Annotated in this window: 16 protein-coding genes and 3 pseudogenes; 11 read left to right on the forward strand and 8 right to left on the reverse strand. The window is 53.4% G+C overall.

From position 1 onward, the window contains the following. Window positions 1-154: 154 nt before the first annotated feature. Window positions 155-370, reverse strand: a pseudogene (locus LIW51_RS22160) (hypothetical protein); the annotation flags it as partial. 103 nt (window positions 371-473) lie between these two features. On the opposite strand from LIW51_RS22160, the pseudogene LIW51_RS40035 reads away from it, so the two are divergent. After that, a pseudogene (locus LIW51_RS40035) lies at window positions 474-1,537 on the forward strand (HEAT repeat domain-containing protein). After that, a pseudogene (locus tag LIW51_RS22175) lies at window positions 1,465-1,689 on the forward strand (DUF955 domain-containing protein); the annotation flags it as partial. The pseudogenes LIW51_RS40035 and LIW51_RS22175, both read left to right, overlap by 73 nt. 235 nt (window positions 1,690-1,924) lie before the next feature. On the opposite strand, the gene LIW51_RS22180 reads toward LIW51_RS22175, so the two are convergent. After that, window positions 1,925-3,340, reverse strand: coding sequence for an oligosaccharide flippase family protein (locus tag LIW51_RS22180; protein WP_227377247.1), 1,416 nt, complete (start codon window positions 3,338-3,340; stop codon window positions 1,925-1,927). 520 nt (window positions 3,341-3,860) lie between these two features. Between LIW51_RS22180 and LIW51_RS22185 the strand changes: the two genes are divergently transcribed. Next, window positions 3,861-4,853 carry a glycosyltransferase family 2 protein gene (locus LIW51_RS22185; protein WP_227377248.1) on the forward strand — a complete coding sequence of 331 codons (993 nt, stop codon included), beginning with the start codon at window positions 3,861-3,863 and terminating at the stop codon, window positions 4,851-4,853. Here LIW51_RS22185 and LIW51_RS22190 read toward each other — a convergent pair. Beyond that, window positions 4,835-5,689 (reverse strand): glycosyltransferase family 2 protein, encoded by an 855-nt coding sequence (locus tag LIW51_RS22190; protein WP_227377249.1) that lies wholly within the window; start codon window positions 5,687-5,689, stop codon window positions 4,835-4,837. The genes LIW51_RS22185 and LIW51_RS22190 overlap by 19 nt on opposite strands. Window positions 5,690-6,264: 575 nt before the next feature. Between LIW51_RS22190 and LIW51_RS22195 the strand changes: the two genes are divergently transcribed. The 4 genes from LIW51_RS22195 (at window position 6,265) to LIW51_RS22210 (ending at window position 13,378) form a co-directional block, all read left to right on the forward strand. Further along, window positions 6,265-8,460 (forward strand): DUF2206 domain-containing protein, encoded by a 2,196-nt coding sequence (locus LIW51_RS22195; RefSeq protein WP_227377251.1) that lies wholly within the window; start codon window positions 6,265-6,267, stop codon window positions 8,458-8,460. A gap of 350 nt (window positions 8,461-8,810) precedes the next feature. Further along, a complete protein-coding gene (locus LIW51_RS22200) occupies window positions 8,811-9,710 on the forward strand; it encodes a glycoside hydrolase family 16 protein (protein WP_227377252.1) in 900 nt (299 codons plus the stop codon). Window positions 9,711-9,752: 42 nt separating this feature from the next. After that, window positions 9,753-11,324 (forward strand): putative glycosyltransferase family protein, encoded by a 1,572-nt coding sequence (locus tag LIW51_RS22205; protein ID WP_227377253.1) that lies wholly within the window; start codon window positions 9,753-9,755, stop codon window positions 11,322-11,324. Between the two features lie 1,172 nt (window positions 11,325-12,496). Further along, the gene (locus LIW51_RS22210; protein ID WP_227377254.1) at window positions 12,497-13,378 is read left to right on the forward strand and encodes a glycoside hydrolase family 16 protein; all 882 of its coding nucleotides are present in this window, start codon (window positions 12,497-12,499) and stop codon (window positions 13,376-13,378) included. Between the two features lie 169 nt (window positions 13,379-13,547). Here the strand turns inward: LIW51_RS22210 and LIW51_RS22215 are convergent, their stop codons facing one another. Genes LIW51_RS22215 through LIW51_RS22225 form a run of 3 tightly spaced genes read right to left on the reverse strand, consistent with a single transcriptional unit; the run spans window position 13,548 to window position 16,759 of the window. Beyond that, entirely contained in the window at window positions 13,548-14,561 is a 1,014-nt protein-coding gene (locus LIW51_RS22215) for a GNAT family N-acetyltransferase (RefSeq protein ID WP_227377255.1), read from the reverse strand. A 24-nt stretch (window positions 14,562-14,585) separates the two neighbouring features. Beyond that, complete coding sequence (locus LIW51_RS22220; protein ID WP_227377256.1) at window positions 14,586-15,467, reverse strand: polysaccharide deacetylase family protein; 882 nt, start codon at window positions 15,465-15,467, stop codon at window positions 14,586-14,588. After that, complete coding sequence (locus LIW51_RS22225) at window positions 15,464-16,759, reverse strand: glycosyltransferase family 2 protein (RefSeq protein ID WP_227377257.1); 1,296 nt, start codon at window positions 16,757-16,759, stop codon at window positions 15,464-15,466. The genes LIW51_RS22220 and LIW51_RS22225 overlap by 4 nt, the downstream gene beginning before the upstream one ends. A gap of 262 nt (window positions 16,760-17,021) precedes the next feature. On the opposite strand from LIW51_RS22225, the gene LIW51_RS22230 reads away from it, so the two are divergent. From LIW51_RS22230 to LIW51_RS22240, 3 genes are all read left to right on the forward strand, one after another. After that, window positions 17,022-17,561 (forward strand): metal-dependent hydrolase, encoded by a 540-nt coding sequence (locus tag LIW51_RS22230; RefSeq protein WP_227377258.1) that lies wholly within the window; start codon window positions 17,022-17,024, stop codon window positions 17,559-17,561. Between the two features lie 111 nt (window positions 17,562-17,672). Continuing rightward, complete coding sequence (locus tag LIW51_RS22235) at window positions 17,673-18,647, forward strand: aldo/keto reductase (RefSeq protein WP_227378318.1); 975 nt, start codon at window positions 17,673-17,675, stop codon at window positions 18,645-18,647. Between the two features lie 303 nt (window positions 18,648-18,950). Continuing rightward, complete coding sequence (locus LIW51_RS22240) at window positions 18,951-19,421, forward strand: hypothetical protein (RefSeq protein ID WP_227377259.1); 471 nt, start codon at window positions 18,951-18,953, stop codon at window positions 19,419-19,421. 81 nt (window positions 19,422-19,502) lie between these two features. On the opposite strand, the gene LIW51_RS22245 is transcribed toward LIW51_RS22240, so the two are convergent. After that, window positions 19,503-19,889, reverse strand: coding sequence for a hypothetical protein (locus LIW51_RS22245; RefSeq protein ID WP_227377260.1), 387 nt, complete (start codon window positions 19,887-19,889; stop codon window positions 19,503-19,505). Between LIW51_RS22245 and LIW51_RS22250 the strand changes: the two genes are divergently transcribed. Next, window positions 19,888-20,568 carry a haloacid dehalogenase type II gene (locus LIW51_RS22250; RefSeq protein ID WP_227377262.1) on the forward strand — a complete coding sequence of 227 codons (681 nt, stop codon included), beginning with the start codon at window positions 19,888-19,890 and terminating at the stop codon, window positions 20,566-20,568. The genes LIW51_RS22245 and LIW51_RS22250 overlap by 2 nt on opposite strands. 136 nt (window positions 20,569-20,704) lie before the next feature. Here LIW51_RS22250 and LIW51_RS22255 read toward each other — a convergent pair whose 3' ends face one another. Next, entirely contained in the window at window positions 20,705-21,577 is an 873-nt protein-coding gene (locus tag LIW51_RS22255; RefSeq protein ID WP_227377263.1) for an alpha/beta fold hydrolase, read from the reverse strand. Window positions 21,578-21,808: the final 231 nt, after the last annotated feature.

Here is a 21,808-nt window from a genome sequence, read left to right on the forward strand (position 1 = left end):
ACCACAGCGGTATCAGCGGCCCGTTAGTGGTCGCCAACAAAGAAAGTATTAGGTCGCTAGGTTACGGCCGTTGACCGATGAGAAAATGACACCGAACACTCATCGCTCTCCTCACAGTTAGCCTCCTGACGACGACTGCTGCAAAGCCACTAGCAACAATCACCAGAATGTTCCCAATCGACGACCAGGCCAACTCCTGCAGTGGTTTGCCCGACTTCTCAACGAGATATAGACAGCCATCGAGGTTCGTCTGATTCCACATGAACGTGTTCGAGCCGTCGATGATCACTCGTCCAGGGAGATTGTAGCGTGCCGGTGAATGGCCGACTTGGCCGTAGCTTTCGTACGTTGATGGCTCGCTCGCTAGAGGCCGTCTCTCTAGGACGAACGGAGCGACGCATTCCAGCACCAAACTACCACCTCCACTTATTCGTGTCGCACGGTGATAGCTCTGCAACGAGAAGAACGAGTCAATGGAGGAATCAGGACATTCACCACCAATAGAGCACCTACCTGGATTGATCGAGGAGAACGCACACGAGGAAGCGAGTACGTATCTCGCTCAACTCAAAACAGAAGACACTGAGACTCGGAAAAATCATTACAGGAACTGCGACGCCTCGCAGACGACCGACCAACCACGTTCTCCGCGCTTTGCTCTTCGCTCATACCGTTTCTAACCGACGACGAGCGGTCAATCCGTCTGATGACCGCGAAGCTATTCGTCACCATCGCTGAAGCCGACCGAGAGGCAGTCGTCCCTGTCGTCTCGGCGCTCGCTGACCGACTTGCCGACGAAGACGAATTCTACCACGTTCGTGCCCGGTCGGCGGAGGTGCTGGGCTACATCGCGCTCGAAAATCCAGACGCCGTCGCTTCACCTGAAATCTTGGCTGAACTCCGAATCGGCCTTTCATTCGACGAACCAGAGGTGAAAGAGAAGCTGGCGAAAGCTCTCGAATACATTGCGCTGGGCAACCCTCGCTGACTCCGACATCAGGGCTTGAATCTCGCCGAACACCTTGACGACGAGAACGAACTCGTGCGGTATCACCTGTGTACGGCGGTGGTCGTTGTCGGCTGTGAGTATCCAGACGCACTCGTGGAAGCACGATCAGAACTCGGCAGACGACTCGACGATGAGAATTCCTTCGTCCGTGGTCAGGCTGCTGAGGCGCTCGGATTGTTGGCCTGGGCGGATATCGAAGATGTATTGCTCCCCAGGACGGAACTCGTGGCGCTAGAAGATGACGAGGAGTCCTTCGTCACAAAGCGGGCTGGCTTCGCTCTTACCACATCGGATGACCCAGAGAATCCGGAATCGTTACCTGACGGGATCGGCACCGTCGAGGGAATCCAGGGAACAACCGACGATATCGTCGAGGAGATCACGTCGCCCGATGGAGATGGTGAGTGCTCACACTGCGGGCTCGCGCTTCCTGAGAACGGTTCACCGATGTGCACAACGCACTCCTGCACTTCGAAGTCGACGACGAGATCGAGCGAACAAAACATGAGGTCGAGGCCGAGGCGGTAGCGTACGTCGTCGGTCGACACTTTGGGCTCGACACAAGCAGGTCGGCGTTCTATCTTACGGCGTGGCAAGACGATGACTCTGATGCACATCAAGAACGACTTGCCCGAATCAGCCAGACTGTCGAGGAGATCGTCGACCTAGTCGACAAGTGACGGGAGTCCACATGTTCCAGGACCAAGCAGACGTGATTTTTGTCGTACAATTGAGCGAATTCTGTCGTAAGTAGCGATTCTTCAACTTGATTGAAGCTGAATAGACCTCCATACAGAGTGAACCAATGGCCACCGAAACGACTAGCTAGTTCGGAACTGACACAGAGTACGCTCGGCCGAGCCCACCACGACAGTACACGTTGACAGCGTTGTATTCTCGAGATACCCAGCGAGTTCAAACGAGTAATCGAAGCCCGGGAAAGATAATCCGCTTTCGGACATCCGGGATAATTGCTGATATACCGATATAAACGGCCACGCCGACGACGATCTCCAGTATTAAAAGCGGTGCGCTCGTGACGGGGACAAACGATTTTATCGCGATTAATGCGCTCCCCATTATCAGTGAAGCAACTGTATACCAACCGAGGATGTGTGGTTTGAAGTCCAACGAGATGAACCGTAGAAGATAGACCGTATGAAGGGTTGTGTTGACAAACCAAGAAATCGTAGTAGCGATGGCAGCTCCGACGAATCCTACAGAAACAATGAGGAGCGGATTCAAAATTAAGTTGAGGCTGACCGCGATTATCGTCGCACGTGCTGCGAGGTCAGGACGGTTGAGAGCTCGAACGGACTGCTCAATGATATCATTGACTGATTGGATCACCTTCTCGATCATGAGAACAATGAAAACGGCTGACGCGATGGTATATTCCTCGCCGAAAATATACTGGAGTATTTCACTTGCAAAAACGCTGGCACCGATTAAAGCAGGTATCGAGAAAAACAACGCGATATAAACTGCCTCGGAGATGGTTGATTCCATGTGAGCCGTAGCTCCTTCGACGCTCCAACGGCTAATCTGCGGGAAAAGTGTCAGTGCGATGGATTTGCTAACCAGAACTACAAGTAGGGAGACCTGCCATGCGACTTCGTATGCACTGATGTAGTTCTGACTTAGAAATAGACCAAGAATGACAATATCCAACCAAGAGTACACACGTCCGCCGATCATAGTAACGGTCTGATATTTGGAGAACGCAAACAAAGATTTCGAGTGTTCAATAGAAGGTTTGCCGATGCCACTGTTGCTCCGCAAATAGGCCCATATCAACGAAACTACTGCCCCGCTGATGAGTCCGATGATGATTCCGCGCACGCCGAATCCAACCGTGACGAGCACTGCACCAATACCAATCCAAAGAAAATGATTGACAAACTCGATTGGTGCAGTTTCCCCGACTCGTAGCTCTCCTCTGACCGCGTAAACGTAAAATTGTGAGAGGTCGGTGGCAACGAGTGCAATAACGAGTAGTACCGCTAAGTCTGCACCGAGGTAGGTATTGACGTGGTCGCGTGCAAGGAGAATTCCGATTGAGACGATACTAAGAGTTGCAATTTTCATTACCAAGGCTGAGCCTAGTAATCGGCTTCGTTCAAATCCCTCGCTCAGTCGTTTTTCCAGCGCCCCTCGGACACCTAAGTCTGCCGGAATCGACAGAATCCCAAGAAAAGCTTGAAATAAAAAGAAAATTCCTAATTCATAGGCGCTAATATGACGAGTAAAATATACTATTCCGGCGAAGAGGAGAATGGCATTGCCACATTTCGAAAGGAACATTCTCAGTGATGAACGGCTCAAGTCCATGTTTTAGTATTGTGTCTGTGATGTGCAGAATGGTTGACCATAGAATCCGTCAAGTGAGGGTAAAGTAGTATCGGCCAAAACCCCGGTTGAACAGTATTCTCAAACATCTTTTAAGCTCTATTAACAGATTTTTCCAAAATGTACATTATCCTGAACAGGAGTGACCATAATAGCGTTCAAAAGTTCTTGAAAAGTCTGGCTATCCGGCCATTCCGATTTACGCCACTAATGGAGGTGCTCAAGACTGATATTGTTCAGATTAGGGAGAAGGTCGAGTCAGTTGAAAGTCGTGGTTCGCATGCCCGAATTCAATCCACATCACTGTCCAACCGAATCAAGCTATACAATCGTGAACTTAGTGATATTTTTGCAATAAAACAATTAACATCTTTCTACCAGTACCTGCATCCGCTTTCTTTGCAATGTGTTACCTGAGGTTGAATCTTTGAGAATCATATCAGATTTTCAACCGAAATTCTTTTTTCGAGAGCCATAGTTCCCATTGTCGGGAGGACTAGGGGTGAAAAAGTTGCAAGATCAACCATTGGTTTCTTTCATCATCGCAACGTATAATAGGCCAAACGATCTCCGCGAGTCGATTCAGTCCATTCTCGACCAAGACTACCGTCCGATTGAAATAGTCGTCGTAAGTAGTTCGACCGACGACTCTTTGAAACTGTTCAGCGAAGGAGGCCCGCTTGACCGTGACTGCATACAATATCACCACTTTTCCGAACGTATGGGCGTTCCGAAAGCTCGAAACATCGGTTATCAGCACGCGAAGGGCGAGTTCCTCGTCACCATTGATGACGATGCAACCTTGCCGGACTCGAGTGCCACGGACGAAATCGTCTGCATATTGAACGAGCGCGACAAGATCGGTGTGTTAGCGTTTCAAAGTAGAAATTATTGGACTGGGGAACTTATTCGGATGGAGATTCCCAACCCGATTGAGTTCGGAACGCCCCCGTCAAAAGAGTATGCTACCACACATTTCATCGGCGTTGGTAATGCGATACGGCGATCTAGCCTGAAATCAGCAGGAATGTATCCGGAACACTTCGGATATGGATTCGAAGAGATGGATCTCTCACTGCGGATTTTTGATGCCGGATACGATATCCTCTACACTCCTTCGGTCGTAGTTCATCATAAGAAGACTTCAAAGGGAAGACGCCCTACGCTGGAGGTAAGAGAACGACAAATCGAGAACCGGATCAAATTGACCGTTAGGAACTTACCGTGGAGATACGTTTTCTTCTCCACAGTCGTCTGGTCGTGCTACTGGCTGCTTTGGAACCGGATGGCCATTTCGGCTCTGTTCCGAATCTATCGTCGCCTTTTCGAACAACGACATCACTTACTTGCAGAACGTGATGTTATCCAGCCTGAGACAATTGCTCGATTCAAATCAAATTCGGATATGCTCTATTTTTGGTGTTATGGCCCCCACCCCCGCCGTTTAGTAAGTAAATTGCGAGATGGCTACTACTTTCAGATAGCTCCTCGTTGACATTCTTCTTCTATCCAAATCTGCTTCCATTTATCCGGATACTGCTCCTTCAGTCGATATATGTCACGAACTTTCCCATATGTGAGAATCATTTGGTAGAACTCCAGTAAAGAAACGATCAGCCCCTGGTACCCGTCCAGAATTCCTTTCGTGAGAATCAGACGATCGAGCGCGATAGCGATCCCACGAAGGGAGAGACTAAGAATGTCATCTCTCTTGTTCTCTTCGACGATTTGGAGCGCTTCCAGTGCACTATATTGGGTGTTTCGCATTTCCATCTCCGAAATTCTATCGAACCGATAGTGAAGAATTGATCCAGATAATTTGACCGTCTGGTCTCTGTAGTCTTCTCGTACTGTTAACCTTTCCCATACGTATTCTTGTTTAAAATAAATGGCAGTTTTCTTTGCGAGATAGGGTCGTTTCACGTGATGTTGATGCGTGAACGAACCTAACATATATTCTCTCTTCCTAATGTAGAACGCTACGGCGTCCGAATTGTCGAAGACCCAAATTATTTCATTTCTTAATTCTTTCGGAATCTCCTCGTCGGCGTCCAAAATCAGAACCCACTCGTTTTCTGCATGTTGGACAGCTTTCATCTTTATGTCAGCTAAGCCTTTAAATTCGTGCTGAAATACTTTTGCACCATACTCTTTACATATTTCCGTTGTGCCGTCGTCACTATCAGTATCTACCACCACTACTTCGTCCGTCCACTGATAGACGCTTTCGATACATTGACCAATGGTATCAGCATTGTTTTTTGTTGTTATACATACTGAGATTGGAAGTGTTTTTTCGACTGTGTTTGCGTAATTTCCCACATCTGTCATATGATTACGCTTCCATCGCAGTATTTTCTTTAACACCGGTCTCCCCCCGTATGACTACTACGAACACAATCTATTTCTACTTAATAGTGATGCTCACTTTCGGATTCTACCTTTATTCGACTGTGGCCTCCTCAACTACGACTCGGGTCAGTATCGGGGAGTTTGAGACGCTGTCGGCTAAATGAATCCGGCTTTAGACTGCGCCACGCCACCGGAGTAGGTTTGGGAGCCGAGTACCGCTATCGTTCTTTTCGTAAAAACACGGCAGTGCGAAGCCGGATAGCGAATGCCCTGCTGGGCGTAATCGTCTGTTCATATCAGTCCAGAGTAGTCGTATCTACCGTTCCCTAATTGATACCAGGGTTCATTCCTGGTGATGTAACAGTTTCAAAATATCATTTTACACTAGGGTTTCTTAACTAGATATTATCCATATTGTATCAATATATAGTATTCATTACTACTCTTAATTTTAATACATAAGAATAGGAAAATAATAAAATATATGTGCAACTCTACCGTCAGGCTTTCCGGATTCACCCACAAGAAATCCCGTGGATTAGTGAGGAAAACATATGATTAGAAGATTCAAATTCGACCCTTCGGATGTCCGAATTCGTTTGGAATCGATAACAGTAGGATTATTGACTAGTTTTTTCTTGGGAATCGTTCTTGACATTTGGAGAGAACCACTGTTTTTCGTTCGTCCATTCCTCGGCGTTATCCTACTTACATTCATCCCCGGTGCTCTTCTCACGCGATTGCTTTCCCTTGAGAACGACTCGTTTGGGCGATTTATCTTATTTTCTTCCGGACTTAGTTTCATATTTCTTACTATAATTGTTGTATTAAATAGTCTAGTATTACCACTGTTTGGTGTTGGTGCACCGCTTTCGTTCATTCCACTTTCAGTTTCGATTATTACAACGATTGCACTACTGCTGTTATTGGACTATCGTTCCGGTAGTGCGAATCGTTCTCTCTACTTGCCCCCTATCGATTCATCCGCGATTCTATTTTTTCTGACGCTCCCTGCCACCGCCATTGTGGCAGCTGTACTAATGAATCAGTACGACTCAAATGTCGGCAGCTTTGCCTTCATCACGCTCGTCACTTGTTTCGTCATTATTTCCTCTACTCGATACCTTCCATCGAAGCTCTATCCGGCCATCCTGTTTTTCATATCAATATCCATACTTTTACATCGGAATTTGATCACTAATCATGTTATTGGCGTCGATATTCAATTCACCTATTTTGTTTCTAAGGATATTCTAGCTGCTCACTCCTGGCAACCGGCCCGGAAAACGTTCTCCTCGGCAATACCCTTAGTTACCGCTGTTCCAACCACCTTTACGGTAATCGCGGGTCTGAAACTCTCAACCGTTTTCAAGGTAGTCTACGTAATGCTATTTTCGTTCGTCCCTGTGGGGGTTTTCTATGTGGCCAGGGAAATGTTTGAAGACACCGTTGCGCTATTCGGTGGACTATTTTTCCAGTTCTATCATATTTCTTTCTTCTTTACTCCAGGGAAACAGTTAGTTTCGGAACTGTTCGTCGTCTTGTTACTCCAAATATTTATCCGGAAGGGAACCAAGGGTATCAGGCAAAAAAGTGCCATATTTTTCCTTTATATCGGACTCGTCTGTTCCCATTATGGAATGTCGTATGTATTCGGTATCTCACTGTTGGTTGCCTCTATTATGTTATATTTCGTGAAGAAAACTATTGGTGAGACTGAGGACGATCTTTCTCCAACTTATCCCTTGTTCTTGTTACTAATCGCAACGGCCTGGTACAGCTATGCCGCTCCTGACTTCATTTCGGAGTTGATTTACATCCCTCTGGATATGGTAAACCAGCTATTCCAATTGTCATCTGGTAATGTCCCCGGCTCTGGCGCATCATATGTCCAAGAAGAACGCTCTTTTCTCCAAAATGTTAGCTTTTATATCTATCTATTATTAACTTGTTTGTTAGCTATCGGACTAATGAGGCGGATTGTCGATATCGGTGTCGGAATTTGGCGAGGAAATAACCCGAAGGGAGTAGTTCACACAGCGATAGCAGTACCACTATTCGTATTTCTCGGTTTGTCTTACTTCGTTATCGCAAATCTTTGGGCCGATAGAGCATACCAGATGGTGCTCCCTGTCTTAGCCCCTTTCGCGATTTTTGGCTACGCGTTCATATTCGAAAAAGTGAAGCCGATCCTCCTCTGGAACCCACCGAAGTGGTCACTGATCTCGGTGTTTCTCTCTTTGCTGCTGCTGTTCAATTCTGGTTTCGTTTTCTCCTTAGCGGGTACCTCAAGCGACTATACATTCAATTCAGATGCGCATACTTATGCGTATAATGATGCGGAACGTGCCGCTCTGGTCTGGTTAGCTAACCACTCCGATATCCAACGACAGAACCAGACGGAGAACCGTCCTCAGGCTGAGACGGTGTCGTTACACACTGACGAAACGACCCAGATTATGATTTGGTCTATTGTCCCACCATCACATTATAATGTAGAGGTAGTTAGTTTTAAAAATATATACAGAAAGAAATTCAATGAAGATAATATCACAGGCGGATACATATTAATAAGGGATAGTAGCGTAATCAAAGGAACAACTAATGGCCGTATCCCGTTGGATCATATCACGAAGCGGAATCTTACCGAAGTGGAGCGCCAAAATGAATTAATCTACGCAAATGGCGATATTAGAATATACAAAGCCAAAAATTCGTCTTCAGTTCAGTCGAACAGTACTCCAAGATGAGAATAAATACCTGGTTAAATGATATTTACAAGAGAAACCATACAATGAAAATCCCGTGTTTGGTACCGAAAGTTAACATCTGCCACCTTCAACTTCTCGTTCGAGCATTGTCTTGGACTTCGTGCTCCACTCGTTAACGCTCCATCATTCTTAACGCTCCATCATTCTTATTTCTGTGGAGCCCATACCCATCACGAATGCCCTGATTCTGGGGAATACTCCCAGCGAAGGGGTAGTCAACGGAGTAGTGGGTGTCAAAGGATGCGTGGGGGACTAGATGAAACAACACACGAATTTAGATATTCGTTAATACTGATTCAAATCTTCAAAATTGATAGGTTCTGCTAACGATGACTGACGTAAATGACAAAAAATTCGGGTTATCTCGACTGCCGAATCGCCGTAAATTCTTGCAATATGCGGGATTGAGTACGGCTTATTTCTTGAACGGTTCAAAAAATTGCCACGAATATGATCAAAAGGGGAAGGCAGGCCCACCAAAGGTTTCTGATTGGGAGCTTCAGTTTCATGATGGTTTTGAGAAAGAAAAGCTGAACTCTAAATTGTGGAATATCGGATTCGGGTGGGGGCGGACAACTAAGAGTTCCCCAACAGTAATACGCACGAATAATGTCAAACTATTGGAAAATAAATTAAATCTGCAAATAAAACTCAACAATGGACGTCCTACCGCTGGGGCAGTTAATACTCGAAACAAGGCCACATTCGGCCCAGGCAGTTATTTCGAAGCAAAATTGAAAATGCCCGACCAAGTGGGCATATTACCGGCTTTCTGGGCGATACCGAACGATGGGGCTTGGCCACCGGAAATAGACGTTGTCGAGTTGTTTCAGAATAACGGCAGTTACCGAGATGCGCTCACATCCCAGCATACCCTCCATTATTCCTCATCGACAAAACCGGGAGACGAGGATACTCATAGAAAAATAACCAGATCATATAAATCCGACTCAGATCTAACCGATAGTTTTCACGTTTACGGGTGCCTTTGGACTGGTTATAAAGTAATTCATTACGTTGACGGCGTGCCAGCGGCGGAATTCACTGATCCGACCGTAATGAAGGCGTTGAGGAGGGGGGGGTTGTTTTATTTATTACTAACTATCGACGTTATTGATACCGTGCCGGCAGATCCTGTAGAGTTTTCGAAAGAAGCGATGACCGCCGACTGGGTACGTGTTTGGCAAAATGCTGAAGAGGAAGTGGAGTTGAAAGAGAGAAACTGTTAGCCCAGAAATGTTATATCCTTTGCTAAAGATAGAGTGCCCAGGATGGGGGATAAGCCGGTACCGATACGCTACGTACTAGCTCTCATTAGTTTCGTATTTACACTTATTTACCTTACCTACGTTCTGTCTCATCCCTATCCGGGGCTTGCAGGCGGTTTATTCATGAGTATGAGTAATGAAATACTGAGTCACGGGTTCACACTCCCTGAACGGATACCCCACTATACGCGAGGTGGTATTCCGTTTGGGTATCCTCCTTTGGGCCTCTATCTTATGGCTATTTTTCGATACGTGGGAGTGGGGGAAGTCGCTTTAATGAGATTTCTCCCTGGCGTGGTACTGCTCTTTGGTTATATGGCCTATTTTTTGTTTGCGAAAAATCAAGTCTCCGAATCAACAGCTATCGTCGCAACCCTCGTTGCTATCACAGCACCCTCTATTTTAGAGTACACGATTACTGCAGGAGGATTTGTGAGATCATTCGCATTTTTTGCCACTTGTCTCGGACTCGTTGTTGGGAAGAAACTCTTTGAATCCCATTCGATTCGGATGGTTATCCTGGCCAGTTTGCTATTCGCGGTTACGTTGCTCACCCATCTCAAATACGCCCTTTTCCTTGGTACTAGTTACGTCCTGTTCCATCTGTTTTTTGATAGAAGTTGGCGAGGAATAGTCTACGGTTCTATTGTTGCAATTGGTGGAGTGGCGATCTCATCCCCTTGGTGGCTCCAGGTTATCTCAGTTCATGGATTGGACATCTTTTTTAGAGCAGGTGCCACGCACGGGGGTATCGGTAACTACATCTGGCCGTACATCTTCCTCCTTCCCAAAACTGCCCCTCCCTCATTATGGCCAGCGTTAAGCGCGGTAGCCTGGGTATATTTCTTGGCACGCCGTGAACTATTTTTTCCACTTTGGTTCCTCGCAACCGGCATCATCGTTGGAGAAGACGAACACCTGATGATAATAGGTGCCTTAATGGTTTCTGTGTTAATATTACGACTCGCGAGTTCGTTATCCGGATTTACGATCCAGAACCCGGTAACTACTGAACGCAGGTATCGATTCTCCTCTACCAGAGTAAAATTCCTGTTTGTGTCACTACTTGTACTGTATGGTGTCGGATCCGCTGCTCTTTATACTGAACAGGGTCTTCCGACCAGGGACAATCTTCCCATGTTTGTTGACGGAAAAGACACTGAGGCGATGACTTGGGTTAAAAATTCAGTTTCACGGAACAGTTCGTTTCTTATAATAGGGGATGCGGCAGAGTGGTTCCCCCTTTTCGCTGAACGGACTAGCGTTGTCGCGCCCAGAGGGGCTGAATGGTCGGAGAAATGGAGCTGGAGTCGCCATCGGGCGCTAAAATCCAAACTGATGCGGTGCCCAACCGCAGAATGTATCTCAAACGTCATTGATCGCTCATCTCTATCTCCTGACTATATTTATATTCCCAGAGATGGCAACGTCAAATCCCCCTCGCGCGGATACGTCGAGGCCTACTGGGAAAGTCGCCAAACAACGTTCAAGGAAAGTTCCAGATACGAAGTAGTCTTTCGTAACGACGACGTTATAGTGGTAAAAGTTCGTTCGACTAACGAAGATATCAAATAAGCCGTCGTGTTTGACATTTTTGACTTTGATTTCCCCACTGCTCACTGCACTCCCCCGATCAAACAATCCTCCCAACACACCGATCTCGAGACATCACTTTCCGAGTACGGATGGCTGATAACGAATGTTCAAGGACGATTGCTTCTCGGTCGTGGGAGCTTCCGCTTTGTGAGCGGCGACGATCCCACTAACGCTGTAATCGCTTCACATAATCTGAGTGTCGGACGCCAAGCCTATCGTCCGTCTGTTCGAACCGCAATCGCTCTTTCTACAGTGAAATACAGCGAGAGTGCCTCGGGGCTTGACCTCGAGGATGAATCGCGTAAGCGTTATCGTCCGACCGCCCGTTTCTTTGGACGTGATGGGCCGCCGGCCTGCTCGGACGTAAGTACGGGAGTTGCACAAACTCCCGGCGTTTGATACGGCGCGTTCCGGAACGCCCAGCGAGCACGATAGGCAGGGGATGGGCCGAATCGTCTCGACGTGGGAGGACGCCTATGGAGTCTGGAACCGCTTTGTCGTCCGGTATGACGGTAAAAGTTCTGACGCCGAAGCAGGAAGCCCCGACCCTTGTGGTCGGGGTAGTCCACCACCAGATAGCAGTTTTCGTGTGACAATAGAGGGTGGTTGTGAATTACCCCTCACAGACCGCGCTCAGGGTGACTCACCACCTCGCTTCTTGCGGTGAGGGCTTACTTGTTCAGCGACGCGACTTGCAGATTCACCGCGAATCTAAAGCGGTCGCTGTCTCCGAAGGCGTGGATTCGGCCTGTCCGTTGCCTATCGTTCCGCACTGCGCAGTGCGTGGGAGGCAATGAGGGCTTCAACTCCTCCTACTTTCACGCACACGCATCGCGTCGATAGTACATCAAGCTATCGAACGTGTAAGAACAACGAAGACTGCAGGTGTATCCCCTCCCTACTCGCTTCACTCGTTATGGAAGGGGCTTACCCGCCTGCAATTTAGCTAAAATCTTGGATGATTCGTGAACCGAAAACTAGGAATCTTTCTCACTCAAAGCTTCTTTTACACCTCTGAGAATATTACGTGAATATTTATTAGGAAATATAACGTTTAGGTTAGAGTTTTGACGAAAGGAATATCAATACTATCGAACATACTGATACAAAACCGCTACCCTTATATAATGGCGGTATAACATTGAATCTGCATGGCACGCGACAAGAAATCCGCTAAGGAAGACGAAGAAACATCTCTAGAATCGACAGTAAATCGGCGGAACTATCTTAAAATAGCCGGTGCAAGTGCAACTGCACTAAGTGGATCGTTCATCGGCTCGAACTCCGTCGCTGGTGCATCTGGTGGTGGACCAGTGAACCCAAACGAGTGGACGCGTGTATTCCAGGATACCTTCAGTTCTGGATCACTAGATAACAGCAGTTGGGAAGTTGGGTATGGATGGGGAAATACCTCAGAAGCATCCGCCGAGCGAATTACGTCAGATAACGTCGCCGTGAAAAACAACCGACTTCATTTGTCTGGAACCCACGATGCTCAGGAGGTTTATGCTGGGGCGGTTAACACTCGAAATAAGGTCACGTTCGGTCCAGGGTCGTTCGTCGAGGCTCGGCTAAAGAATCCGTTCCGCGTCGGTTTCTTGCCGGCCTTTTGGGCAAAACCAAATTCTGGCGATTGGCCACCGGAAATCGATATTATGGAACTGTTTATGACCGGTGAAAGCACTGAAGATGAGGTATCGAGTGCGAACTTCAACATTCACTACTCGTCCTCGACAGAACCCGGTGACGGGTCGACGCATGAAATGCTTCCGACGCATTATGGAACCTCCTCAGATCTCACCGACAGTTTTCATGTATTCGGATGTGCGTGGCTCAAGGATCGCGTTGAATGGTTCTTTGACGGCCAAAAAGTCGGAGAGTGTACAGACGAGACTGCGCTTACTTCGCTCGAACACGGTGCTCCCTTCTACCTGATGCTAAATATTGGGGTCGATTCTATCGGCGATGTGAATTACAACGACTCTTGGGGCGAAAAACTAGTGGTTGACTGGGTTCGTGTCTGGGAAAAGTAATGCCAGCTCGAGTGGCTCGGGTGAGACAACCATCACATCTAAGCTCGATTATGGGATGGCAGTTCTGCAGAACTTTTTCTCAGACCTATCCAAGACAAATCCATTTTAAGCCGGGACGGAAACGAACCAGGTGTTTACATCCGGGCTTTACATCTTTCTGACGGCCTTCTCATAGACTAATTTTTCCTCGAATTGGGGGCCCCAGCGTCCGGACAACCGGCATCGGAAGCCGCCGCCAAACCTGCTTGAAACGGTCGTACTTGCCATCATCGGGGTTTGGAAGGGTGACTTCGCCATCTGGGAAGTAGTGGTAGTCGTTATACCAAACCTTCTCGCCGCCGAAACTCTTCTTGAACGAGTAGACGCCCGAGCCTTCTCGCGTTCGCCCGAGGTCGTACGTTTCGTACCCGTTCTCGGCGCTCCACTCGAGACCTTCCCAGAGGAGGAGACTTCCGCCGTCCAAGTCCCGGTACTCGTAGTCCGCGACGCTCCCCCAGTGGAACACGCGGTCGCCGAAGGGGAAATCGATGATTCCGTTCACGAGGCGGCCGTCCTTGCGGGCGAGAAGCACCCGCATCCGGTCGCCCAGTCCGCGCCAGAGGCGCTCGTAGAACTCGAAGGCGTGGGGCGGACTCCCGTGACCGCGGACGCTCTCGACGTACAGGTCGAAATACTCCCGCAGGTCGGCCAGTGAGTCGGCCTCCGCGAGTTCGAGGTCGTTCTCCCGCGCCTGACGAACGTGACCCCGCCGACTCGAACTCAGCCCGTCCCACACCGCATCTGGGCCGTCGCCGACCGGTATTCGGAACGTCAGGAACCGATTTCGTCGCTGATATCCCGGCGGGTCGCCGAGGTCGCGTCCCCTGAGCGAGACGAAATCCACGCCGAGTCGGTCGGCGACCTCCCGTACCCGGTCGAGCAGCGCCCACGTCGCCTCGTCGTCGTCGCGCGAGACGACCGACCCGTGCTCGGAGAACGGCATCGAGACGAGCTGATCGTCGAACGCGCGGCTCCGCATGTGAACCAGCGGAATGCCGGCGACCAACTCGTCCCCGCGCCACGCGCCGAGACAGGACCACTGGTGGCCATACAGCTCGCACGCCTCGGCCCACTCCCAGAGCGCGAACACGGGACCGCCCGAATCTTCGACGAGGCTGTTCCACTCTCCACGATTGTCGACCATCCCCACCCGCATCTTCCGCAGAGACTACAGGCTGCGAGTTATGCTTTCGGGCACCGAGCCGAACTCGAACGAGGCGAGGAGACCGTCCAGTTTCTCGGCGGTCGATTCGATGCCGTGATAGCTGACGAACCGCGCGTGCGGCGGGAGCGCGTCGGTCGCCACCTTCGGGTTGAACTCCCACGGGTGAAAGTAGAGCATCGCCGGAATCCCCCGGGCGTTGAGCGTTCGAATCCCGCGTTTCAACACCCACGTCGGGAGCAGTCGGGCGTAGAATCCGCCCGCGATGGGGAGGCGAAATCGCGGATGGAACACCGCGGGCGGGAGTTCGAGGAGGGAACGGTCGTCGGAGCGGCGCTCGACATCCCCGCGGCCGCCCTCGTAGTGGACGGCCCTCCCGTTGGCGAAGGGGTTCTTCGGGTCGATTTGGTGCGGTCTCACCGGCGCGCCGCGGACGCCGTACATCGGCGTCCGAACCGGAAAGACGCTCGAATCGTACCAGTAGCCCTGGTCGACGAGGGCGTCGAACGCCCACGCCGTCCTCTCCGTCACCGAGAAGTTCGGGGCGCGGAAGCCGACCGGTCGCTCCCCTGTGGCGTCCTCGATGGCGTCCGCGCTGCCGGCGAGTTCGCGCCGGAACTCGTCCGGCGAGAGGTCGAACAAGGGCGTGTGCGTGTGGCCGTGCGAGGCGATCTCGTGGCCCTCGTCGGCGAGCGACGCCGCGAGGTCGGGACGCTCGCGGATGAGTTCGCCCACCGCGAAGAACGTCGCGGTCACGTCGTGCGCGCGGAGGACATCTCGCACGATGTCCACCGATTCGGCCACCCTGTCTTCGGGGTCGCTAACCGACTCCCGCACCAGCGTCGCCGAGTACCAGTGTTCGAGGTCGAAGCTGACGACGTTCCTCATCCCCTCCCTCCCAAGTGGGCGTCGAGCGAGTGGAGGACAATGGCGGTGAAACAGGAGAAGATTCCGGCGAGGAGGAAGAGCGCCGAGGTGATCGCGAGCCCGAGGGGGAAGGTTTCGGTCTGGATGTAGTTCGTGAACGTCCAGTAGCCGAAGCCGAGTCCGACGAACGCCCCGAAGAAGCCCGGCACGCCGAGGATGGTCAGTGGATGCTCGCGCTCGACGGTTCGAAGGATATTCCCGACGAGGATCACCCCGTGCTGCACCGGATTGAGACTGCTCTCGCCCGTGTCGTACTTGATCTCCGTTCCGACGGTCTCGGTCCCGTAGCCGTGACGCTGCGCGTGATAGAGGATGTCGGTGCTCGCGTCCATGCTATCGCCGAGGAGTTCGTCCTCGGTCAACGTCTCGACGAACCGAGCGTCGTACGCCCGAAAGCCGCTCTGCGTGTCGCGCACCCACGAATCGGCGCGAACGACGCCGAGACTGAGGTTCGTCAGGACGTTCACGACCTGGAGGCCGATCCGGCGATAGCTCGGTACATCGCTTTCGGTGTCCTCGGCGAACCGGCTTCCGATGACGAGTTCGGCCCCCGTCTCGCGCTGTTTCTCGACCAGTTTCGGAACGTCGTCTGGGTCGTGTTGACCGTCCCCGTCGAGGACGACCAGGTGGTCTGCCCCCCGGTTCTTCGCCTCCCGGAATAGGGTCTGGAGCGCCGCTCCGTACCCTCGATTTCGGTCGTTCCGGATGACCTCCGCTCCGGCGGCACGGGCGCGCTCCCCGGTTTCGTCCGAACTGCCGTCGTCCACGACGAGGACAGCGCTCGCGTGGACGCGAACGCGCGAGACGACTTCGCCTATCGTCGCCGCCTCCTCGTAGGCCGGTATCCCGACCAGCACTCCGCTCGCGGTGCGGGGGATCGTGCTCGCGTCGACGGCGTAGGCGTTCGCGTTTCGGAGGGTGGCGACGCTCCGGTCGAAATCGATCCGGTTCGCCGGATTTCGGTGGATGATGACGCCCGGAAATCCGAGTTCGCGGGCGAACCCGACGAGTCTCGTTTCGGGCTCGCCTTCGGCTCGCGCGAGAACGTGACATCCGAGTTGATGTGCGATTCGAACCGATTCGCTGTCGGAATCGCACGCGCCGACGACGAGTACCGCGTATCCGTGTCGCCACGCCCGAAGCACGGCTCTGGCGATCGCGCCCGCGTTGGTCTCGGTGGCGACGACGCCGACCGCGGGTCTGTCGTGCCGACTGTCTGCCGTGGTTTCGTTCTCACGGTGTTCGAAAGTCATAGGGAAAGCGGAATATTCCACTTAGAATGGAATACTCTAACTGAGATCGAATATACCAACTAACACTTTGTTATTGACCCGTCACCGCGAGCGCAGTCGTCGCTATCGAACGAGAGGACGAGGGAACGCGTTCCTATCGAACCGCGCACGGTCGCGTAACGAGGATTACGACCGGGCTGTCGGTGGGATGATTTTCGAAAGCAGACGTTTCCACGCGGTCCGGCCGGGCGAATTAAGGCTCCACTACCCGTCCCGACGTCCCATGTGGCCATGGGAGCATCTGGGGTTCGGGTATCTCGCGTACTCTCTCGTCGTCCACCGATTGCGTGGGCGCCCGCCAAACGGAAGGGAAGTCGTCGTCCTCGCAGTTGCGACCCAACTCCCCGACGTGGTGGATAAGCCGCTCGCGTGGACGGTGTCCGTCCTCCCGAGCGGCCGGTCGCTGGCCCACTCGGTGCTCATCGCGACGCTCGTCGTGGCACTGGTCACGATGTACTGTCGACGAACCGGTCGTGGAGGTGCGCTCGCGTTCGGCGTGGGGTACTTCTCGCACCTCGTCGGCGACGCGTACGGCCCGGCGCTGGCCGGGGAGTACGCCTATCTCTCGTTCCTACTCTGGCCCGCGCTCCCCGTCGCCGCGGACGACGAACCGAGTTTCGCCGCGCACTTCGAGGAACTGCTTTCGATCGGATTCTCCGCGTCGGAGTTTCTGCTCGCCGCGGTGACGATACTGATCTGGGTGAGCGACGGCGTCCCCGGTCTGTCCGAGTTCGTCGGTGCACTGCCGCGACCGGGTCGCTGATAACGTCGGAGAGCTCCTCTTCGGATGGATTTCTGGAGAGCTATCTGGATAGCTCTCCAACGTTTCTCGATGGTACCTAGCTTTTTCCCGTCGGCGTGCGACTGCGGCGGCATGGAGTACACGACGCTCGGCGACACCGGCGTGGAGGTCAGTCGCATCTGTCTCGGCTGCATGAGTTTCGGGTCGAGCGACTGGCGCGAGTGGATACTGGACGAAGAGGAGAGCCTGCCCATCATCGAACGGGCCATCGACCTCGGTATCAACTTCTTCGACACAGCGAACATGTACTCGGGCGGCGAGAGCGAGCGCATCCTCGGGACGGCACTGGAGGGCCGACGCGACGAGAGCGTAATCGCCACGAAGTGTTACTTCCAAATGGACGAGGACGACCCGAACTCGGGCGGCCTCTCGCGGAAAGCCATCGAGCAGGAACTCGACAACTCGCGCGACCGACTCGGCGTGGACACCATCGACCTCTATCAGATTCACCGCTGGGACGACGACACGCCCATCGAGACGACGATGCGGGCGCTTAATGATGCGATTCGGCGCGAGAAGGTGCGCTACCTCGGCGCGAGTTCGATGTGGGCGTACCAGTTTGCGGACGCACTCCACACGAGCGACCGACTCGGACTCGATCGTTTCGTCACGATGCAGAACCACTACAACCTCGTCTACCGCGAGGAAGAGCGCGAGATGCATCCCCTCTGCGACCGCGAGGGAATCGGCGTCGTCCCGTGGAGTCCCCTCGCCCGCGGCTACCTCACCCGACCGCACGAGGAGATCGACGCCACGCTTCGCGGCGAGACGGAAGAGCACATGTACGAGCACCCCTACCGCGAGGGTGGCGGCGCGGAGATAAACGAACGCGTGCAGGAACTCGCCGCCGAGAAGGGCGTTACGATGGCACAGATCGCGCTGGCGTGGCTCTTCCACAAGGACTGGGTGGACGCTCCGATCGTCGGCACGACCAGCGTCGAACACCTGGAAGACGCCGTCGAAGCCCTCGATATCGATCTCTCGTCGGGCGATATGGCGTATCTCGAGGAGCCATACGAACCGGTTCGCGTCTCGGGACACGAGTGATCGCAAATCCGCTGGGCCAGCGTGCCCCGGCGAACGGAGCGTGAACACCACAGCATTGAAATCGTTCAAGGACGATTGCGTTCCCTGGGGTACATCATGGGGGATCTGTTCAGCCACGTATCACGACGAAGCGTTCTCGCAACAACCGGGGTTCTCTTCGCCGGAATAGGCGCTTCTCGCGTCGCGAAGAGAGCGACGAACTCCGAGGACTCGTCGAACTCCGAGTCCTCGGTCAGTTTCGCATCCTTGTCGAACTCCGCTTCTTCAACCAGTTCCGAGTCCTCGACCGAGGGCCGCCTTCTCGTGGAGAATCCGACGAACCGGTCGCAGCGGTTCTCGATTTCGGTGTCGAAACGCCCGATTTCGACGTTCGTACTGACAAACCGGCGCGGGGAGACGAAAGTCGTCCGAAGCGCCGACGACGGTCTCCAGCTCGCGTCCGCGATGCGGACGGAGGCGACGAAGATAGAACCGAAAACCGACGTGGTGTTCGAGCGCGGGTACACCGTCGAGGCACACTCTATGCTCCGATTCCGGCTACGGGGAGTGCCGGAGCGCGGCCAATTACTCTACACGCTCAAGCCGAAGTCGGCGGATCAGACGACGCTCGTCGAGACGTGGGGGACGATGGACTGCAGTTCGCAGTTCGACGTTTACCTCAGTCCGAACGAAACGCGGAGTTCGTGCGGAAGCCGGATATCCGAACTCGATCGGCACGACGGAGCGACCGAGCACACGATAGACCTGCGAACCGACTCGTCCAGCAACGGTTGAGCGTTCGCGCTCGGCGCGAGCGTCGAAGCACGTCATCGGCGCAGACGATCTCGGCGAGTTTCGAACATCTCTTCGGAGATATCACTGCGAGCGTAGGCCACCTGCAGTTCTTCGAGCGCGGGCGCCCACGAGACCTCCGTCAGCGAGTGTGCGGTACGTGAGGTATCCGATACCGACGAGGAGCGGACCGAGCACCGCGACCCCTACACCGGCATCGGCCCGCGGAACCCCGATCCCATCATCTACCCGCCCATCATCGGAAACGCGAAGGCCATCGTCAGCGTCGGAACCAGCAGGAGCGCGACGAGCACGACGAGTACGAGTCGAACGACCGAGTTGTCGTGGTCTGTCGCGGACGTACCGCGAACTACTACGGTTGCGGGAATAACCGCTTCTTCGAACGAGAAAGCGCGGTGTGCGTGGCCCGCTACAATTAACTCCTCGGTGGACGAAATTCGCTCGACGCATGTTCGACCCCGAACAAGTCACGACCGTCACGTTCGACTCCTACGGAACGCTGGTGGACGTCGATGCGGCGGAGCGGGCACTCGCCGAGCGCGTCGAGAACCCCGAACCCGTCTCGAAGCTCTGGCGCGCCCGGTCGCTTGAATACACGTTCGTCGCCAACCACGTCGACGCGTACCAACCGTTCTACGAGATGAACCGCGACGCGCTTCAGTACGCTCTCACCGCCAACGACGCCGACATCTCCGAGCGCGAGCGCGACGAAATCCTCGCGGTGTACCACGAACTCGACGTGTTCGACGACGTTCGTGACGGAATCCGGCGCCTCCGCGACGGTGGGTACGACTGCTACGTCGTCTCCAACGGCAACCCCGAGATGCTGGATTCGATGGTCGAACACGCCGACATCGGCGACCTACTCGCGGACACAATCAGCGCCGACGAGATAGGGACGTTCAAGCCGGACGCGGAACTCTACCGTCACGCCGCCGGTCGGGTGGGAACGCCCATCCAAGCGATCGCCCACGTCGCCGCCGGCTGGTTCGACGTGCAGGGTGCGAAACACGCCGGGATGCAGGGCGTGTGGGCGAATCGCAAGGGAAAGTCGTGGGAACCGTTTGGCGATGAACCGGATCTGACCGTCGAAACGTTCCACGAACTCGCAGAGGAACTGGACGTGTAGCGGTGCTGTCGAAATCCGCGACCGAACGCCGAAATCCGTCGACGAAAATCACTATTCACGCCGAGTGCAGCTTTTCTAGAGACGATGCCCCTTCCCGCTATCCCTCTCGGGACGCTGCTCTCCGCCGTGGTGCTCGTCATCTCGACTCCTCCGTACCCTCGTTTCTGTCGGCGTTATCGGCGGCGTCGAGAGGGACGATGGGAGCGAGGAACTCGCGCACCGCAGCGGTGAAAAATTTGGGGTTGTCGAGATTGGAAGCGTGTCCCGCGTCGGGCACCTCCCGAACGGTGGCGTTCGGAATCTCGGCGCCCATCTTCGGTGCGTGTCGCCGGATGAACGGCGGTTCGTGTTCACCGTACAGAACCAGCACCGGGACGGAAATTGCGGGGAGATCGATCTCCGCCCGGTGGAAGGTCGCGACGGCACGGATAACTTTAGCGAACTCGTCGGTGTCCATCTTCGGCCCCGTCGCTCGAAGTCGCTCGATCTTTTCGTAGTCGCCGCTGACGCCTTTCCCGGAGATTCGTTCTTGGAACCACACCTTGACCTTCTCCACACGCTCGTAGCCGACGAGCCGAACCGGCGGAGTCGCGGCTTTCAGCAACGCCGACCGCTGGAGCCACTCGAACCGATCGAACAGTTCCGGGGTGAACGTATCAGCGAGCACGAGACCGGCCAACCTGTCAGGATACGTGGCCGCGTACGCTTGTGTGATGCATCCCCCCGTCGAGAGACCACACAGAACGGGTCGATCGAGGTCTAAGGCGGTGACGAGCGCGTCGAGGTCGTCGGCGAAGAGGTCGATCGAATACGAACCTTTCCCCGAGCCACCGGTTCGGCCGTGCCCTCGGACATCGTAAGCGACGGTCGCGTACTCGGCGCTGAGCGCGTCCACTTGCGGTGCCCACTGGGTGTGGTCGAGGATGTCGCCATGAACGAACACGATCGACGGGCCGGTACCCCGTCGTTCGTAGTACGTCTCGATATCGTTCGTTCGAACGGTCGGCATACGGTTCTCTACTCAGCCCGGAAATAGATGAACTCACCGTACAACGACGGTGAATCGAACCGCTTGGCGCAAGCCGCACCGGGCATTGCCGCTCCGAACCGCTCGGGGACGTGCCACTCGTCGGGTTATCATCCGAGACGAAGTACGGGTTCAGTCTTAGAAACCAAACTCGATGGCGGTGAGACGTCGAACGGACAGTGTGGTTTTTCTCCGAACACCCGTCGAATCGGT

The sequence above is a fragment of the Haladaptatus halobius genome, assembly GCF_020618475.1.
Classification (GTDB): Archaea; Halobacteriota; Halobacteria; order Halobacteriales; family Haladaptataceae; genus Haladaptatus; species Haladaptatus halobius.

What these genes read in the sequence shown, in the direction of transcription:
- LIW51_RS22180 (WP_227377247.1), bottom strand. Translation starts at nt 3,340, where the DNA reads ATGGACTTGAGCCGTTCATCACTGAGAATGTTCCTTTCGAAATGTGGC.
- LIW51_RS22190 (WP_227377249.1), bottom strand. Translation starts at nt 5,689, where the DNA reads ATGACAGATGTGGGAAATTACGCAAACACAGTCGAAAAAACACTTCCA.
- LIW51_RS22195 (WP_227377251.1), top strand. Translation starts at nt 6,265, where the DNA reads ATGATTAGAAGATTCAAATTCGACCCTTCGGATGTCCGAATTCGTTTG.
- LIW51_RS22200 (WP_227377252.1), top strand. Translation starts at nt 8,811, where the DNA reads ATGACTGACGTAAATGACAAAAAATTCGGGTTATCTCGACTGCCGAAT.
- LIW51_RS22205 (WP_227377253.1), top strand. Translation starts at nt 9,753, where the DNA reads ATGGGGGATAAGCCGGTACCGATACGCTACGTACTAGCTCTCATTAGT.
- LIW51_RS22210 (WP_227377254.1), top strand. Translation starts at nt 12,497, where the DNA reads ATGGCACGCGACAAGAAATCCGCTAAGGAAGACGAAGAAACATCTCTA.
- LIW51_RS22215 (WP_227377255.1), bottom strand. Translation starts at nt 14,561, where the DNA reads ATGGTCGACAATCGTGGAGAGTGGAACAGCCTCGTCGAAGATTCGGGC.
- LIW51_RS22220 (WP_227377256.1), bottom strand. Translation starts at nt 15,467, where the DNA reads ATGAGGAACGTCGTCAGCTTCGACCTCGAACACTGGTACTCGGCGACG.
- LIW51_RS22225 (WP_227377257.1), bottom strand. Translation starts at nt 16,759, where the DNA reads ATGACTTTCGAACACCGTGAGAACGAAACCACGGCAGACAGTCGGCAC.
- LIW51_RS22230 (WP_227377258.1), top strand. Translation starts at nt 17,022, where the DNA reads ATGTGGCCATGGGAGCATCTGGGGTTCGGGTATCTCGCGTACTCTCTC.
- LIW51_RS22235 (WP_227378318.1), top strand. Translation starts at nt 17,673, where the DNA reads ATGGAGTACACGACGCTCGGCGACACCGGCGTGGAGGTCAGTCGCATC.
- LIW51_RS22250 (WP_227377262.1), top strand. Translation starts at nt 19,888, where the DNA reads ATGTTCGACCCCGAACAAGTCACGACCGTCACGTTCGACTCCTACGGA.
- LIW51_RS22245 (WP_227377260.1), bottom strand. Translation starts at nt 19,889, where the DNA reads ATGCGTCGAGCGAATTTCGTCCACCGAGGAGTTAATTGTAGCGGGCCA.
- LIW51_RS22255 (WP_227377263.1), bottom strand. Translation starts at nt 21,577, where the DNA reads ATGCCGACCGTTCGAACGAACGATATCGAGACGTACTACGAACGACGG.